General features: G+C 34.7%; 17 protein-coding genes. 8 read left to right on the forward strand and 9 right to left on the reverse strand.

All coding sequences use genetic code 11. The annotated features are described in order from the left end of the window. Positions 1 to 35: 35 nt before the first annotated feature. The 4 genes from U5A88_RS06125 to ppgK form a co-directional block, all read right to left on the reverse strand. Complete coding sequence (locus tag U5A88_RS06125; protein WP_354204703.1) at positions 36 to 227, reverse strand: cold-shock protein; 192 nt, start codon at positions 225 to 227, stop codon at positions 36 to 38. A gap of 109 nt (positions 228 to 336) precedes the next feature. Beyond that, positions 337 to 669 carry a hypothetical protein gene (locus tag U5A88_RS06130; protein WP_354204705.1) on the reverse strand — a complete coding sequence of 111 codons (333 nt, stop codon included), beginning with the start codon at positions 667 to 669 and terminating at the stop codon, positions 337 to 339. Positions 670 to 672: 3 nt separating this feature from the next. After that, positions 673 to 1875 (reverse strand): C40 family peptidase, encoded by a 1203-nt coding sequence (locus U5A88_RS06135; protein ID WP_354204706.1) that lies wholly within the window; start codon positions 1873 to 1875, stop codon positions 673 to 675. A gap of 11 nt (positions 1876 to 1886) precedes the next feature. Further along, positions 1887 to 2627, reverse strand: coding sequence for a polyphosphate--glucose phosphotransferase (gene ppgK / locus U5A88_RS06140; RefSeq protein ID WP_354204708.1), 741 nt, complete (start codon positions 2625 to 2627; stop codon positions 1887 to 1889). 92 nt (positions 2628 to 2719) lie between these two features. Here ppgK and U5A88_RS06145 point away from each other — a divergent pair, with 92 nt between their 5' ends. Beyond that, positions 2720 to 3289: a non-canonical purine NTP diphosphatase gene (locus tag U5A88_RS06145; protein ID WP_354204710.1), complete on the forward strand. Its 570-nt coding sequence runs from the start codon at positions 2720 to 2722 to the stop codon at positions 3287 to 3289. 25 nt (positions 3290 to 3314) lie between these two features. Here the strand turns inward: U5A88_RS06145 and U5A88_RS06150 are convergent, their stop codons facing one another. Continuing rightward, a complete protein-coding gene (locus U5A88_RS06150; protein ID WP_354204712.1) occupies positions 3315 to 3866 on the reverse strand; it encodes a hypothetical protein in 552 nt (183 codons plus the stop codon). A 43-nt stretch (positions 3867 to 3909) separates the two neighbouring features. After that, on the reverse strand, positions 3910 to 5985 hold the full coding sequence (locus U5A88_RS06155) for a S9 family peptidase (protein ID WP_354204714.1): 2076 nt from the start codon (positions 5983 to 5985) through the stop codon (positions 3910 to 3912). Between the two features lie 138 nt (positions 5986 to 6123). On the opposite strand from U5A88_RS06155, the gene U5A88_RS06160 reads away from it, so the two are divergent. The 4 genes from U5A88_RS06160 (at position 6124) to U5A88_RS06175 (ending at position 10878) form a co-directional block, all read left to right on the forward strand. Further along, a complete protein-coding gene (locus U5A88_RS06160; protein ID WP_354204716.1) occupies positions 6124 to 8022 on the forward strand; it encodes a CocE/NonD family hydrolase in 1899 nt (632 codons plus the stop codon). Positions 8023 to 8041: 19 nt separating this feature from the next. Then, the gene (locus U5A88_RS06165; protein WP_354204718.1) at positions 8042 to 9310 is read left to right on the forward strand and encodes an MFS transporter; all 1269 of its coding nucleotides are present in this window, start codon (positions 8042 to 8044) and stop codon (positions 9308 to 9310) included. A 55-nt stretch (positions 9311 to 9365) separates the two neighbouring features. Further along, complete coding sequence (gene lpxD, locus U5A88_RS06170) at positions 9366 to 10355, forward strand: UDP-3-O-(3-hydroxymyristoyl)glucosamine N-acyltransferase (protein ID WP_354204720.1); 990 nt, start codon at positions 9366 to 9368, stop codon at positions 10353 to 10355. An 85-nt stretch (positions 10356 to 10440) separates the two neighbouring features. Then, positions 10441 to 10878, forward strand: coding sequence for a cold-shock protein (locus tag U5A88_RS06175; protein ID WP_354204722.1), 438 nt, complete (start codon positions 10441 to 10443; stop codon positions 10876 to 10878). Between the two features lie 83 nt (positions 10879 to 10961). Here the strand turns inward: U5A88_RS06175 and U5A88_RS06180 are convergent, their stop codons facing one another. Further along, the gene (locus U5A88_RS06180) at positions 10962 to 11795 is read right to left on the reverse strand and encodes an OmpA/MotB family protein (RefSeq protein ID WP_354204724.1); all 834 of its coding nucleotides are present in this window, start codon (positions 11793 to 11795) and stop codon (positions 10962 to 10964) included. 268 nt (positions 11796 to 12063) lie between these two features. Between U5A88_RS06180 and U5A88_RS06185 the strand changes: the two genes are divergently transcribed. After that, positions 12064 to 12981: an EamA family transporter gene (locus tag U5A88_RS06185; RefSeq protein WP_354204725.1), complete on the forward strand. Its 918-nt coding sequence runs from the start codon at positions 12064 to 12066 to the stop codon at positions 12979 to 12981. A gap of 18 nt (positions 12982 to 12999) precedes the next feature. Here U5A88_RS06185 and U5A88_RS06190 read toward each other — a convergent pair whose 3' ends face one another. Beyond that, positions 13000 to 13218, reverse strand: coding sequence for an RNA-binding S4 domain-containing protein (locus U5A88_RS06190; protein WP_354204727.1), 219 nt, complete (start codon positions 13216 to 13218; stop codon positions 13000 to 13002). A gap of 21 nt (positions 13219 to 13239) precedes the next feature. Further along, on the reverse strand, positions 13240 to 14163 hold the full coding sequence (locus U5A88_RS06195; protein WP_354204729.1) for a M23 family metallopeptidase: 924 nt from the start codon (positions 14161 to 14163) through the stop codon (positions 13240 to 13242). Between the two features lie 280 nt (positions 14164 to 14443). On the opposite strand from U5A88_RS06195, the gene U5A88_RS06200 reads away from it, so the two are divergent. Next, positions 14444 to 14986: a DUF4251 domain-containing protein gene (locus U5A88_RS06200; RefSeq protein WP_354204731.1), complete on the forward strand. Its 543-nt coding sequence runs from the start codon at positions 14444 to 14446 to the stop codon at positions 14984 to 14986. Between the two features lie 60 nt (positions 14987 to 15046). After that, positions 15047 to 18052 carry a hypothetical protein gene (locus U5A88_RS06205; protein WP_354204733.1) on the forward strand — a complete coding sequence of 1002 codons (3006 nt, stop codon included), beginning with the start codon at positions 15047 to 15049 and terminating at the stop codon, positions 18050 to 18052. Positions 18053 to 18076: the final 24 nt, after the last annotated feature.

The following is an 18076-nucleotide window of genomic DNA, read 5'->3' on the forward strand; positions in this document are numbered from 1 at the left end:
AGGCTTTTGTAAGTAAAAAAATTAAAAGGTATATATTAAATCACTTTTACATTTACTGCGTTTAGTCCTTTTCTACCTTCTGTTAATTCGAATTCAACTTCATCACCTTCACGTATTTCGTCGATTAATCCAGAAATGTGTACAAAATGTTCTTTGTTAGAGCCTTCTTCAGTTATAAAACCGAATCCTTTAGATTCATTGAAGAATTTTACTGTTCCTTTACTCATGTTTAAAAATTATAAATTAATATTAACTGCAAATATACTGTTTTTTATTGAATTATAAGGTTTTAACTTTTTATTTTACTTTTGGCAATACTATTCTTTGGACGATTTATTATAAACCCTCTATTTTTTTATTCGCTTCTTTATAAGTGGGGCATTTTTCGGTAAGTTCTTTGTGCAACATTTCTACCAAATAGCCTTGAGCATCTTGTCTTGTAGCGTTGGGATTTTCCTTTAAATATATTTCAATTTCCTTATTAGCCAACTTAGTATAATTGACGAAATGATCTTGAAGACAATCGGCAATTTCAGATTTTAATTCGATTTTGTCAGTAGTTTCAATGGCATTGATACATTCACAAGATTGGCTAAGATATTCTTCTTTAGTTATTGTTTTACAACCGATAAGTATCAATAAAACTACCAGGCAAATATAATTTTTCACTATTTAATCTTTAAAAATACGTGTTTTAGTTAAATCAATAATCTTTGAATCGTTTTGATTAAGCACTCTTTTAGTTCTTAAATACCTGTTGTAATTGTATTCATCAAAATCTGGTGAATTTTTATCAAAAGTACTGATATGAACACGACCTGCCGAGTGAATAAACTCATTATTACCTATCCACATTCCTACATGAATTACCCTTTCTTGGGTAGTTTCCGTAGCGGGCTTACCAAAGTATAACAAGTCTCCGGGCTGCATATTGTCAAAACTTTTATCATCATCCACCAATTCACCTGTATGTATTTGTTGTGAGGCATCACGGGGCAATACCAATCCGTTTAAAAAGAAAATGGTTTTGGTAAATCCGCTACAATCGACACCTTTTGGTGATGTTCCGCCCCATAAATAGGGGAGTCCCATTAAAGATTTGGAAGTTTCAACTAATGATTCTTGCGTTGGATTTAAACTCGCTAACCAATCATTATAATTCATTGCCTTACTTTTTTCAAGAAAAGCAATTCTACCATCTGGAAATTTCACTTGATAATACGCTTTTATTTCATCAACTACCTCCAAAACATTACCTGCAACTAAATCTGAAGCAATTTGTCCTTCTTCATTGATTTTTGACAACGCTTGGCCATAAGTATCTAAAAAGATTATTTTGTCGGCCAATTTCCAAGTAGCAAATTCATCAGCGTTCATTAATTGAATTCCTCCACTATCAACCCACGCTAAATAATTGTCAGGTGTTTGAACCAAATACCAATTGTCTTCTTTGGTATATACATTTAAAGGTGTGCCTAATGTAGCCTGTGTTGAAAGCTCCGCAGAATGTTTAGGCTTGCTACGCAAGTTGGCTACTGAAATTTTTACAACAGCTTTTGTTTTCCCCTCTAATTGCTTGTCAGGATACATTTGTATACTATCAACAAATACAATGTCCTCTTTTTTTAAATTTTCCTTCAATGTTTCAACCGCATCAGGAAGGTTTGAAACACCTTTTAAAATAATCTTATCATTATTTTTAGCAGAACTTACATCAAATAGTGCTACACGTTTATCTGGTGCGAATTCATCTTTTACAATTGCAATTTCCTTTTCTAAGGGATTATCCGCCACTTGTTGTTCTTCATTTGTACATGAAGAAATGACAAACAAAATAAGCATAGACAATGCAAAAATAGAATTGAAAAATCTCATAAACACTAATTTTATAATTTTCTAGAAGCTGCAATGGCCGCACCAACAATACCTGCCTCATTTTCAAATTCTGAAGGCACTACGGGAACGTTAACGGTTATTTGATCTTTGAATTTTGCTATTTTTTTGCTTGCACCACCGCCTAAAATAATGAGTTCTGGCGAGGCTAAAAATTCAACGAATTTTAAAAATTCATTAAAACGTTTGCCCCACTTTTTGTAGGATAAATCCTCACGTTTACGGGCAGAATCCGCGGCATAATGCTCAAAATACTTATATTTTTTGTAGGGTACGGTACCTAATTCTACATTTGGCACAAGCGTACCGTTATAAAACATGCCCGAGCCTAAACCTGTACCAATGGTAATCATAATGACCGTTCCTTTTTTGCCTTTTCCGGCACCAAAAGTCATGGCGGCCAGCCCAGCGGCATCGGCATCATTTACAATATGGAACTCCAACCCCGTTTTTTTAGAGAACAGTTCATCTGCTTGTAGCCCTTTCCAACTTTGGTCGATATTACTGGCAGATAAAACCTTACCGCGAATTACAATTGACGGAAAACCACAGCCTACTGCACCTTTCCAATTAAAATGGGTAACCATTTGGGCAATTACATCGGCTACATCGTCAGGTTTAGCACCTTTTGGAGTGGGAATACGGTGTTTTTCAGAAACAAGCTCCCCGTTTTCAATATTTACGATGGCTCCTTTAATTCCCGTACCACCTACATCAATACCTAATATTTCCATTATTGTTGTTTTGGTTTTTAAAAGGTTATAAAATTGCTAATAATTGTTGGAATACACAAACCTTGCATCAATTGGTTTTATTAAATTTGAACATGGAAATCGTTTTTGCCACACATAACCTCAATAAATTAAAAGAAGTACAACAGTTAATGCCCCGTAACATAAAGTTGTTAAGTCTTGCGAATATTAACTGTAACGAAGAAATTTTAGAGACTGCTGACACTTTGTTGGGTAATGCACAAATCAAAGCCAACCATGTAACGCAAACCTATGGCTATGATTGCTTTGCCGACGATACCGGATTGGAAGTTAATGCCTTAGGCGGCGAACCTGGAGTATATTCCGCACGATATGCAGGCCCGGATAATAATGCCATTGCGAATATGACCAAGTTGTTAGAAAACTTAAAAGGTAAAAAAGACAGAACCGCTCAGTTTAAAACGGTTATCGTACTAAATTTAAACGGAAAGCAACAAGTTTTTGAAGGTATTTGTAAAGGTGAAATTCTAACAACCCAACAGGGTAATGCGGGATTTGGCTATGACCCCATTTTTAAACCTGAGGGATTTGACAAATCGTTTGCCGAAATGACCTTGGAAGAAAAAGGTGCAATTAGCCATAGGGGTAAGGCGATAACCCAATTAGTAAGGTTTTTGGAGTAACATTATAAGTCAACTTTTGTTGGAACTAGTACTTTATTTTCGTTTTTGCTTTCATTTCTGGAATAGTATTTTCAATTAATAGTTTTCTGTGAGCGTCTGAATCCGCAACAAATTGATATTTAAATTGTTTATTACGATATAAGAATTCCACGAAGTTATCTCCCCCATAACTTCGGTTGGGGTCTCCATCAGATATTAGGTTAATTGACTTTCCCTTATAGTCATAAACATTAAATTTTAGATTTTTAATTTCAGAAAGGTCATATCTTCTTGCATTATTTATAGTTATTTCGTCCTTGCTAAAAGTTATAAATCCTTTTATGATTCGATTATTCCCGTTGTAATCAACTAGACCATAAACATAGCCAATTCCAACGCATATAAAAAGTCCGAAAATTACATAATTGACCAATTGTAAATCCTCAAGATTTATGTCCGTATAATTTTTAAAAATCAAACTAATAATTAGGAAAATACCTAGTCCACCCATCCCAATCCAGTAGAATTTTTCAGAAATAGCAATGTCAAACTTATTTGTTTTTTCGTCTAAAACTAAGTCAAATGCTACTTTCTTCATATTGAGGCCTACTAATATAACGAATTGGGTATATTTTTAATATTTACTTATATATCACCAAATGCTCAATAAAAAACTCCATCATTCTATCCGTATTTACGCGGGTATGGCCCTTGTCTGGGCCAATTTGCACTTCATGGCTTTTTCCCGCTTTTTGTAGAGCCTGGATCAATTGTAATGAATTTGAAGGGTGCACATTGTTGTCGCTTGTCCCAAAAAAGATCATCAATTCGCCTTTTAGGTTAGGGGCATAGGTCATTAAACTGGCAGCATCGTAACCTGCTTTGTTGTCTTCAAGTGTATTCATAAAACGTTCGGTGTAAATATTGTCATAATTACGCCAGTCCGTTACCGCTGAGTTGGCTACCGCCGCGTGATAAACATCAGGGAAACGTAATAAACTTGCAGCTGCCGTAGTACCTCCATATGAAGTACCAAAAACGCCAACATTGTTCTTGTCAAAATAAGGTCTGTCGTATAATGACTTTATGCCTTCGGCAAAATCATCTTGTTCTACAATGGTCAGGTTACCATATAATTGATCTAGCAATCTTTTACCGCGACCTCGTACATTTCTACCATCTATATTGGCAACTAAAAATCCGTATTCAGTCAAAGGATCTGGTGTTCTAAACGTTTCACGGAATGCATTGGTAGCTGGGCCACCGTAATTACTCAACAGTAATGGGTATTTTTTGTTAGGATCAAAGTTTGATGGAAAGTGTAGCATGCCATGTAATTGGGTTTTGCCGTCGGCAGAAGTAAAGGTAAATACTTCTACTTTTTTAAGTCCCAGTTCCTCAAATTTGGTCATATCGCTTTCGTACAATTTCTTAATCACTTTCCCTCTTGAATTTAACAAATTGGTAACAGGTGGACTATTATGTGTTTGAGCAACATCAACAATATATTTACCATTGGGCGAAATACTAACTTTGTGATTATAAGCAGGGTCGGTCAATCGCACATCGCCTTTTCCATTTAATTTTACCTTGTGTAATTGTATTTTCATATGATTATCGCCGCTTCTTGCCATATAATACAAGATCCCTTTCTTTTCATTTACATCAACAATATTTGCAACTTCAAAATTATGGTTAGTCAAGGTTTTTAAAAGTTTTCCGCTAAAATCATAGAGATAATAGTTGTTAAATCCGCTACGTTCAGACGCCCAAATAAATCGCTTTCCATCTTCTAAAATTTTCATTTCAGGAGAATTTTTCGTAAAACTAGGCAACCATTGTTCACGTACTATGGTACGGCTTTTACCCGTAATAGGATCTGCCGCTCTTAGTTCCATTGTGTTTTGCTTTCTATTGGTACTGTGGTAAATAAGCTCCTTACCATTGGGCGACCAAAAGATATTATATAAATACGTGCCTAAATCACCATCGTTATAGGGTTTTCCTTCACGGGTATCAAGTGTAATCATTTTTTTGGTGGCTAAATCGTATAACATCAAATCAACTGGTAAATTTTTCGCACCTACTTTAGGATAGGCTTCTATTTCGACAGAATCTTGAATTTTAGTTTGATTATACAACACATAATACTTTTTAGCTTCTTTTTCATCAAATCTATAAAACGCTATTTTTTTACTATCAGGAGACCACCACATAGCAGTGTTTTGGCCTAGTTCCTCACCATAAACCCAAGTGGCAATTCCATATTTAATCTGATTTTCATCATTACCTTCTGTAGTTATGGCTAAGACATTATTTCCATCAGCATCACTTAAATACATATTTCTGTCTTTGGTAAATGCCTTTAATTTTCCATCAGGAGAATCTGCCGAAGCATATTGTCTACCGCGTTGTGGTCTGTTTGCTCGCATTGCTCGATAGTCTGGGTAAACGGCATCACCAATTTCATTTTTTTCATAGATCAGTACATCATATAAAAATCGTTTACCATCTCTATTATACTCAAAAGAGTTACTGTTTGGGTGCCATTTTGCTTGTATAGCACCACTTTTTACTGAACCTCTAATTTGAGGTGCAATTTCAGTATACCGCTCATAGCCAGGCATTTTTTTGAGTTTATCTTGAGCAAAAGAAAAGCTAATGCTTAAGACTAGTACAACCGATAATAGATTTTTGAAAGATGCTGATGAATTCATAAAAGAAAAGATTATTCGAATTAAACTTAATGAATGTAAAAATAACCAAATTTTTATTGCAGTTCCGTAAAATAAATACAAAAATCATTTCCATATATTTTTAGTATTTTTACCATTACTAACCTAAAAACCAACCAAATGATGAAAAAACGAGTTCACTATTTATTTTTTTTAACTTTCTGCATACTGGGAAGTATTTCTTTACAAGCACAAGAAAAAGAAGACACTACACTTAAAGAATTACAAGAAATCGCCTTAATCGATCAAAAGGTAATGATGCCCATGCGTGATGGTATTCGTTTGGCAACAGATATTTATCGTCCAAAGGGGGATGGAAAATACCCCATCATTTTTTCTAGAACTCCGTATAACTTTAACTCATGGGGTGATGGAAAAGAGAGAACAGGTACTGCACGAAGAGCTTTACAAGCTGTAAAAAAGGGTTATGCCTATGTAGTTCAAAATGAAAGAGGAAGGTACTTTTCTGAAGGTGAATGGGATATTTTAGGTGTACCCTTAACCGATGGTTATGATGCTTTTAGTTGGATGAAAGATCAAGAATGGTCAAATGGTAAAATAGGCACCTTGGGCTGTTCTTCAACCGCAGAATGGCAAATGGCAGTTGCGGCGTTAGATCACCCTTCGCATGCTGCTATGGTACCACAAGGTTATGGGGCTGGTGTTGGTAAAGTTGGACCATTTAATGAACAAGGAAACTGGTACAGAGGCGGAGCGGAACAAATGCTATTTTTCTCTTGGTTATATGGTGTAGAACATGATAAGTTTAAACCTAGAATTCCGGCAGGAGCTACGCAAGAGGATTTAATTCGGATTTCTCGTTTTTACGATTTGGCACCAGAAAACCCTAGAGTTGATATGGCTGAAGCCTTAAAACATTTACCTATTCAAGATATTCTTAAAAATATAAATGGCAAAAAAGAGATTTATGATAAAATGATTAGGAGAACACCTAATCATCCAGATTGGGCCAAGGGCGGTATCTATCAAGCCGATGATAAATTTGGTGTACCCAGTTTTTGGTTTGCCTCTTGGTATGATGTTTCAATTGGACCAAACGTAGCATTATTTAACCATGTAAGAGAACACGGAAAGGATGCTGAAGTTAGAGATAATCAATATTTGGTAATAGCACCGACTTTACATTGTGGCTACACTAGAGCTAAAGAAAATACAATCGTTGGTGAACGTTCTGTAGGCGATGCTCGATTAAACTACGAAGAGCAAATTTATGCTTGGTTTGATTTATGGTTAAAAGGAGAAAAAAATGATTTCAAAGAAAAAACACCTCGCGTACAATATTATACTATGGGAAGCAACAAATGGCAGTCTTCTGAATCATTTCCTCCAAAAGGAGCCAAGATGTTTACTTATTACCTAAATAGTGGCGGTAAGGCGAATACATTGAATGGTGATGGAGTTTTGTCCACAAGAAGACCAAAGTCTAAAGACAACCCTGATGCTTTTACTTACGACCCAATGAATCCTGTTACTTCATATGGTGGCAATGTATGTTGTACTGGTAATGCTATTAAAGGCGGTGCTTTTGACCAACGTGAAATGGAAAAAAGAGATGATATTTTAGTCTATACTTCGGAGCCACTAAAAAAAGGAATAGAGGTTAGTGGGTTTATTGAATCAACGCTATATGTATCTTCTGATGCTAAGGATACTGATTTCACCATTAAAATTATTGATGTTTACCCAGATGGTACAGCTTATAATTTGGATGAAACCATTCAACGAGCTAGGTATAGAGAAGGTTATGACAAAGAGGTCTTTATGGAAGATGGAAAAGTATATAAAGTGAAATTAAGCCCCATGACTACAAGTAATTATTTTGAAAAAGGACACAGAATCAGAATTGAAGTTTCTAGTAGTAATTTTCCACGTTTTGCACGAAATTTAAATACTGGAGGAAAAAATTATGACGAAAGCGAAGGTGTTGTTGCACATAATAAAATTCATCATTCAAGACAATATCCATCACATATTAAAATACCAATAGTCTTAAAATAGTATTTGCTGTAATCAATTTATGCAAAAAAACGATCCTTACGCGGCATTACGATTTAAAGAATTTAATATTTTCCTCGTAATGCGGTTTGCAATGGTTTTTGCATGGTCCATGCAATTTGTGGTTATAGAATGGCAAGTATATAGTATAACAAAAGATCCGTTATCACTTGGAATTATTGGGTTAATGGAGGTAATACCCGCAGTATCGTTAGCCTTATTTGCAGGACATGTTGTAGATCAAAAGGAGAAAAAAGGATTACTGATTAAATGTTTATTGGCATTTTCCGTAATCAGTTTTGGATTATTTTTATTGACTTGGCCAGAAATGATTGCAGATTGGTCACAGCATAAAATTTTGTATTCCATTTACATTCTTGTGTTTTTAGGAGGAATAATCCGTGCATTTCTTGGCCCAACTGTCTTTTCATTATTTGCTTTAATTGTTCCTAAAAAAGTATATCCCAATGCAGCTACATGGAGCAGTTCCGTGTGGCAAATGGGCGTTGTGTTGGGTCCTGCATTGGCTGGATTTGCCATCAATTGGATTGGCGTACATTGGTCATTATGTTTGGTTTTTGCATTTTCGCTAATGGCATTGATTAGTTTGTCGTTCATTTCCAAGAAACCAATATTGAATCCCAAAATAGGAGAGAACGTATTTAAAAGTTTAAAGGAAGGCGTAAAGTTTGTCTATAAAACCAAGGTGATTTTAGGGGCAATAACCTTAGACATGATTGCTGTATTGTTTGGAGGTGCTGTAGCATTATTGCCTATTTACGCCCAAGATATTTTAAATGTGGGCTCTGAAGGGTTTGGAATTCTAAGGGCTTCGCCCGCAGTTGGTGCATTGCTGATTATGTTTACTTCGGCTTATTTTCCGTTGAATAAAAATGCAGGAATGAAATTATTAGCTGCCATTTTTGGATTTGGGGTATGTATTATCATTTTTGGTTTGTCTTCTTGGTTTTGGATTTCGGTGATAGCCCTATTTTTTAGTGGTGTTACCGATGGTATCTCTATGATTATTAGACAGACCATATTACAATTAAAAACACCCGACGAAATGCGGGGCAGAGTAGCCTCGGTAAATTCTATGTTCGTAGGATCTTCTAATGAGTTGGGGGCTTTTGAAAGTGGATTGACGGCAAAGCTTATGGGAACGGTTACCGCCGTCGTTTTTGGAGGCGGAATGACTTTGCTAACTGTTATTATGACCGGAGCATTCTTCCCTAAATTAAGAAAACTGGATTTACGAAAAGATATTGAAGCACATGAAAAAGATGATTAGACATTTTTCATAATTAAAACTTATATTTATACACAAACCAAAAAATATTAATACTATGCAATCATATTCGATTCAAGAAATAAATGAAATACTGAACGGAGAACTTGTTGGTAACACAACAGCTAAAATTAGCGGCCCAGAACAATTGGATAAAGCGGAATCCAATCATATTAGTTTTATCGGAAGTACAAAATACATTAAACATTGGTACACTTCTAAAGCTTCTGCTGCGGTAGTTAACGAAAAATTTACAGTAGAACCTGGAGAAAATCGTGCATTGATTAAAGTTAAAAATGCAGATTTGGCTATGGCAAAAATTTTGGAAGTTTTTAATCCCCCACCTCCCGTTTTTGATAATGAAATTCATCCTACTGCCGTAATACATGATAGTGCAACAGTAGGTAAAGGGTGCAAGATAGGAGCTGGGTGTTATGTTGGTAAGGATGTTGAATTGGCAGAAGGTGTAGTTTTATACCCTAATGTTACCGTAATGGACGAAACCAAAATCGGGCAAAACACCGTGGTATGGTCGGGTACAGTTATTAGAGAGCGTACAGAAATAGGTGCATATTGTATTTTTCATACCAACGTAAGCATTGGGGCGGACGGATTTGGATATAGACCAAGTGAAGATGGTAGAGGATTGGTCAAAATTCCACAAATTGGTAATGTGATTATAGGGAATGGTGTAGAAATTGGTGCTAATAGTTGTGTAGATAGAGGTAAATTTAGCTCAACCATAATTGGTGATGGATGTAAAATAGATAACTTAGTTCAAATAGCCCACAATTGCGTAATGGGTAGATCTTGCATTATGGCGGGTCATAGTGGTCTTGCGGGTTCTGTTACACTAGGTGATGGTGTAATTATTGGCGGAAGTGCTTCTATTAAAGATCATACTACTATCCAATCTGGAGCCACTGTTGGTGCTGGTTCTGGAGTAATGAATGATGTTGCTGCAGGCAAGACGGTATTGGGCTATCCTGCGACCGATTCAAGAGAAATGCTTAAGCAATGGGTAGCCTTAAGAAGATTGGGCAAATAGTAGGTCAACAATAAAGTGCCGTAAAATCACTATCTTTGTAAAATAACAGCTATAAATTAGCATTAAAATACGTTTAAAATAAATAATGGCAAGAGCACAAGAAACCTTTGGTAAAAAAGAAAGAGAAAAAAAGAGATTAAAGAAACGCGAGGAAAAGAAAAAGCGTAAAGAAGCACGTAAGGCCGGTGAAAAGAATGATACATTTATATATGTAGATGAGTTTGGACAACTTACTGATACGCCACCAGATCCGTCAAAAAAGATAAAAGTGGATGCTGAAGATATTGTTGTTGGTGTGCCAAAAAAAGAAGAGCAAGAAGAGGAAGATCCGATAAGAAATGGAAAAGTTAACTTCTATGATGATAAAAAAGGTTTTGGTTTTATAGTAGACACTGAGAATAATGAAAAATACTTTGTTCACGTAAGTGGACTGCTTGATGATATTCAAGAAAATGATAAAGTAATTTTTGAATTAGAAAAAGGACAGAAAGGTTTAAATGCTGTTCGTGTAAAAAAACAGTAATTTTACATTACCACTATAAAAAAATGCCTGATGATTATTTCATCAGGCATTTTTTATGCTTTTATTATTATATAATTGGCTAATTATTTTTCAGCCATTAAAGCAAAGAATTTATCGATATTTGGCATAATAACAATACGAGTTCTTCTGTTTTTTGCTCTATTTTCTCTTGAATCATTTTTAGCTAAAGGTTGGTGACTACTTCTACCTGAAGCAATTAATCTTGCTGGATCAACATCAAATTTATCTTGCATTCTTCTTACAATTGATGTAGCACGCAATACACTTAAGTCCCAATTATCTTTAATTGCACCTGTATTAATAGTTCTAGAATCTGTGTGACCTTCAACCATTAAGTCTAAGCTAGGCTCAGATTTTAACAAATCAGCAATTTTTTGCAAAACTCCATCAGCTTTGTTGCTCATTCTGTAGCTTGCAGTTCTAAATAATAAATTGTCAGCGATAGTAATCATCACTACAGTCTCATTGATATTAATATCAACTTCACCGTTAGCATCTTCACTCAATTCGCTGCCTGCCATAGTTTTCTTCAAATTGTAAGCAACAGCCAAGTTCATTGAATCTTTCAATGTTTTTGCACCTTTAACTGCTTCTGAATCCATTTTGGCGATAGTCGCTCTCATTGATTTTTTAGCATCATTAGAGATAACACTTCCGTCAGACGTGGTTAATTTTGCATCATTATCTGCTTTTAGAGCATTAATTTTTGCATTGTAAGCGTCAACTTTTGCCTCAATTGCAGCAAACTTTGCTTCTAATTCTTCTTTAGCAACTGCCGTTTTATGCAATTCACCTTTAATTTGGTCTCTGTCCTGTTCAAGTGCAACATATTTCTTTTTAGATACACATGCAGACAATAAAACCATTGTCAATACTAATACTGATAATTTTCTCATAATTTAGTGTTTTTAGTTTAATTTAGAGTTTAAAATGTGTTTTTTGTAGGTGCAAATTTATAATATTCAATGAATTAAACAATTATATTTTTTAACATTTATCAAAAACATATTAAAATTCAATATTCTGATATACAATATGTTATTACTTATAAAGTTGATAACAGGCCATTTCTCTTATTTTTTTGTCTTTTTTAAATCTTTTAATCCTTACAAATTGAGGATTGGTTGCAAATAATACATAATTTTACCTTGAATTATTTAATCCATGACCAAACCAAATAAAACCATTCTTATTGTATTGGCATTTTTTTCTATTTATGTCATTTGGGGCTCAACATATCTTTTAAATAAAATTGCTGTAACCGAACTTCCTCCTTTTAAATTGGCAGCTATTCGATTTTTAAGTGCCAGTTTGCTTATATTTTTAATAGCCAAGCTAATGGGGATAAGTCTTACTATTAGTAGAAAGCAGTTTTTAAATACTGCCATTGCCGGTTTTTTATTTTTAACATTTGGCAATGGAGTAGTGGTGTGGGCCTTAAAATATGTTGATAGTGGTTTTGCAGCTTTAGAAATTTCTGCACAGCCACTTGTAGTATTATTACTAATGCTAATAATACAAAAGAAAAAAATTCAACCCATGTCAATCGTTGGTATTGTGTTGGGTATGATTGGAATGTACTTACTGGTAAGTCAAAAACAAATCATCAGTAATGAAAATACAATTATAGGGTTAATAATGATTTTTTCCTGTATGATAAGTTGGGGCTATGGAAGTATATTTGTTGGTAAAGCAGATTTGCCTACCAATTTTTTTGTAAACACAGGTTACCAGATGTTTACGGGCGGAATTATGCTATTGATTATGAGCTTGTTTTTTGGAGAACAATGGTCAAATCCATTAGAGTGGAGCGGTAAGGTTCAACTTTCAATGCTGATATTAATTACTTTTGGAAGTATTATCGCTTTTACTTCATTTAATTATCTATTAAAACATGTCTCACCAGAAAAAGTGGCGACCTCTACCTATGTAAATCCAATAATTGCGTTAGCATTAGGCTGGTATTTTTTAGAAGAGCAAATTACCGTACAATCTATTATCGCGGCTGTTATACTTTTAACCGGAGTTTATTTTATTAATACTGCTAAAAAGTTAAAGGTTTATTCCAGATTTAGGAAATAAATATGGCCATTAGTATTATTATACAATACTTATGGTAGTGCCACTGGTTTGGACAATATCTCCTTTTATAAGTTTGTTTCTGACTCTAGTTTCTATAAGGCCATTGACCATAACCTCTTCATTCAGAATCATAATTTTTGCATGTCCACCAGTTTGGGCAATCCCTAATACTTGGAGTAATTTATTTAAAGTAATATAAGGCTGATCAATTCTTAATTTGAAAGTTTTTTCTTTCATAATAACGTAGTGAAACAATTTTTACAATCCAATAATTAGTCTTTTACCAATTCTTAATGTAGTGGTTCTTTTAATACCATTTGCCCTACATAAGGCAAAAATTGATACGCCATATTTTTTTGCAATTCTAGAAAGAGAATCCCCTCTCCTTATTTTATGAGTCTTTGTTTTAACTGCTTTTAGTGATGTGGCAGCTTTAAACGTAGTAGCTACATTTATTTTACTTTTTCTTTTGGAATTGTGTAGGTGGGGGCTAGTCCATTTATTGGTAACCCAAAACTCGTTGCTTCTTATCTTATTTTTTTTGCTAAAATCAAACAAATATTCCGGGTTTATATAGTTCCCTTTATATATAGTTTCTAAATGCAAATGACTTCCTCTAGCATTACCGGTGATACCACCAAGTCCAAGAACCTCTCCTTTATTTATCACATCGTTTACTTTTACTAATTGCTTGGATAAATGTGCATAAAGTAACTCTAAACCATTGGAATGCCTGACTATGACCGTTCTTCCATAACCTCGATTGTAACCAACATAGCGTACCTTTCCGTCTAATATTGCTCTTAATGTATCTCCTGTGACCAAATCGATGTCAATACCTTTATGCGGCCTTCTGTTTCTCCATCCATAACGAGATGTTACCACTTTATCAAATAAAACGGGGGATGTAAATGTACTATCGCTAAACAGTAACTGAAAGGGGACATTTTTAATAGGTATAGGGTAGGGATTAATACGCTTAGTATTCCAATTTTCAGAAATAAAAGAGTTTACACTTGAATAATCTACTATTAATTTTAGTTCAGTTTCAGTTAAAAAATCAAGATGTGTATCTATCTTTTCTTTTAAACTTGGAATGTGTATGGGGTCTATAGCTCTGTCTTGACCATAAACATTTGCTAAAGAAACAAAAATGAGGAGTAAAGGAAGTAATTTCTTCATAAAATGAATTCTTTTAAAAACAATTGGTCATAAATTGTTTTCAAGTAACAAAAATAACCTTTTTAATTAAAAATCATGAACTTATTTTGTTATGTGGAATGCTAACTTTTTTTAACTATCACAATCTAAATGTTTTACATTAACATTTTAACGTATGTTTAACTGGTTATTTGTAAAATTTTATTTAAGTTAATGCCATAAATTTACTATTTAATAATAAAATCTTTGCACGAAGTTTGGCGTATTTATTGATATAAATGAATCATAAATTTATCAAAAAATGAAATCAATTTATCTTTACTTATTCATAGCGATTCTATTACTAAGTGGTTGTGCCACTACCAAAAATATAGATGCAACCCAAATTAAAGCTGTAGTTGAAGCTCAAAATTTCAGTATAGAGTCAAACATGGCACAACCCATGGTAACTGTGGGAATGTCTCAATTACAAAATTCGGGGTTATTGGGGCCTGAAAATTCCGCAAGCAACATAAGCCTCATTGGCAATAGTAATTTTCTAAAAATTAATGGCGACTCTATCACGTCGCACTTGCCTTACTTTGGTGAGCGTCGCTCTAGTGCCGGATATGGTGGAGATAATGCCATTGAGTTTGAAGGAGAACTTAGTGAATATAGTGCGGTTTGGGATGATAATAAACAACGTTACACTATTACATTTAGTACTAAGAGCAATAGCGAACAGTTTGATGTACGAATGTTGCTGTATCCTAGTTTAAAAAGTTATGTAACGTTAACCAGCCCAACGAGAACTAGTATAACCTATATTGGAAAAGTGAATCAGATTAAAAATGAAGATATTTAGTTAAAAAAATTAGTTATAATTTTTATTAACTTTGAAATCTAACCAATCATCTAATCACCAATGAAGTTTCGATTACATTTCTCTGCTATTTTTATATCGTTTTTTTTCTCAACTATTTTAATTGCCCAAGACTTTAAAGCTTTACAGTATAGAACCGTTGGACCAGAAAGAGGCGGACGTGTAACTACAGTAACTGGAACAGCTATGTTACCTGGCACATTTTACTTAGGAGCATCTGGTGGCGGGGTATGGAAAACCGATGATTATGGAACTACATGGAACAATATTTCCGATGGATTTTTTGACACACCATCAATCGGTGCGATTCAAGTAGCTGTTAACGACCCAAACATTGTATATGCAGGTACTGGTTCTGACGGATTGCGAAGCAACGTTATTTCTGGTAAAGGAGTTTATAAATCTATTGATGCAGGAAAAAACTGGGAGCATATTGGTCTTAGAAAAGCTGGGCAAATAGGAGCAGTTGAGATAGACCCAACTAATAACCAAATTGTTTGGGTTGCGGCCATTGGCAATGCTTTTGGTTCTAATTCTGAACGTGGAATCTATAAAACTTTGGATGGCGGACAACACTGGAAAAAAGTATTATTTATTTCAGATAAAGTAGGTTTTGCAGATTTAGAATTATTACCAGGAAATCCGAATATAGTCTATGCCGCTGCTTGGAAAGCAGAACGGAAACCTTGGACTATTATCTCTGGTGGAAATAAAGAAGAAGGTGGAATTTACAAATCTATTAACGGTGGTAAAGATTGGATAAAACTAGAAAATGGATTACCTAAAAACATTATAGGTAAAATTGACTTGGCGGTAAGCCCCGTTAATTCAAGTATTTTGTATGCGGTTATTGAAGCTCCGGGTAAGGAGGGTGGTCTATACAAATCTGTCAACCAAGGAAAATCATTCAAACAAGTTTCTGATAATATTGGTTTGGTAAATAGACCTTTTTACTATACCAACATTGAATTGGATCCAACAAATCCTGATATTGTGTATTCTAATGCCAATCCACTTTTAAAATCAGTTGATGGCGGTAAATCATGGAAACGAATGAGCGTTCCCCATGGCGATAATCACGATATTTGGTTAAACCCTAACAATCCTGACTTATTAATCCAATGTAATGATGGTGGTGCAAATGTTTCTCATAATGGCGGTAAAACATGGTCAACACAATTCAACCAACCAACTGCGGAACTCTATCAAGTAGAAGTGGACGACCAATATCCATATTGGCTTTATGCAGGCATGCAAGACAATTCATCAACCATTGGTGTCCCAAGTTTTCCTCCAAGTGCCATCCAAAACCCCGGTACAGGATGGATTATCAATTCTGGAGGATGCGAAACCGGCCCTGGTGTACCAAAACCTGGCAACCATAATATTGTATATGCCAATTGCAAAGGAAGATTTAGTGTATTTGATAAACGCACGGGTACAGAGAAAAGTTATTATGTGGGTGCGGCAAATATTTATGGACATAACCCCAAAGACTTGAAGTACAGGTTTCAACGTGTAGCTCCAATTCATGTCTCTCCGCACAATCCAGATGTGGTTTATCATGGTTCGCAATTTTTGCATAAAACAGTTACTGATGGATTGAAATGGGAAACCATTTCACCTGATTTAACAGCCTTTGAAGCTGATAAACAAGTCATTTCTGGAAGCCCGATTACCCGTGATATTACTGGTGAGGAATATTACAGCACATTATATTCCATTAGAGAATCGAAATTGAAAGAAGGCCTAATTTGGACAGGTTCAAATGACGGTATAATCTCTGTTACACAGGATGGAGGTAAAACTTGGAAAAATGTAACTCCTAAAAAAATGCCGAAAGGCGGTAGGGTAGAATCGGTTGAACCCTCTCAATTTAATCCCGCTAAAGCATATATTGCCGTAGATAGACATTTATTAGGTGATTCAAAACCATATCTTTATAAGACAGATAACTACGGCCAAAGTTGGGAGTTAATTTCAACGGAAGCTAATGGGATTCCTTCAGATTTTACCACACGCGTTTTGCGAGAAGATCCAGTTCGTGAAGGCTTATTGTATGCTGGTACGGAATTCGGAATGTTCGTTTCATTTAATGATGGCAAATCTTGGCAAAAATTCCAGCAAAATCTGCCAGTTACTCCTATAACTGACTTAAAGATTTTTAGAGGTGATTTAGTGTTAAGTACAATGGGACGTGGTTTTTGGATATTAGACAATATTACTGCATTAAGACAGCAGGCCATTAACAATTTAAAAGATACACCAGTTTTATTTAAACCAGATAATACGATTCGTTATCGTTATCCAAAGGTAAGCAGTAGAGCTTTTCCGCATTATCCACGGACAAGTGTAATTATTGACTATTATATTCCAAAAGGAACTAAAGGAGGCACACAACTAGAAATTTTAAATGATAAGAATGAGTCTGTTGTTATAATAGTAAGTGATAAATCACAATTAAAATCAACAGTTACAGAGGTAGAAGATATGAATTTAAGCCAGACTTTTAGGTATGTTGATACAAAATTAGAAGATAAGGAAGGGTTAAATCGATTTCGATGGAATTTACGCCAAAAAGGAGCATGGTCAGCTAATGAGAATAGAAGTTATAAAAACGGACCTATGGTTGCTCCAGGCACGTATACCGCTAAATTAACCGTAAATGGTAAAACCTATGAGCAATCGTTTGAAATTGTTATGGATCCAAGAGTGATAAAACAGGGCATGACCAAAGCCGATATTGAGCAACAAATTGCAATGCAACAAAAAGTAATCAATTTATTATCAGAGTCTAATAAACTTCAATCTGAACTAGAAAGTGAAGTTAAAAAAGCAAAAGGAAATCGTTTAGAGAAACTCAAATCTACATTGAAACAATTAAAAAACGACAAAGGTGCTTACCCACAACAAATGCTGGTCTCTCAAATATCATATTTGTATTATATGATAAGTGGTGCTGACCAATTACCGGGACAAGAGGCAGAAAATCGTTATGCAGAATTGGTTAAACGAGTCGATACACTTAAAGCTGAAGTTGAAAATTAGTATAGAATAGCTTATTGAAATTTA

It is taken from the genome of Aureibaculum sp. 2308TA14-22, assembly GCF_040538665.1.
Lineage (GTDB): Bacteria > Bacteroidota > Bacteroidia > Flavobacteriales > Flavobacteriaceae > Aureibaculum.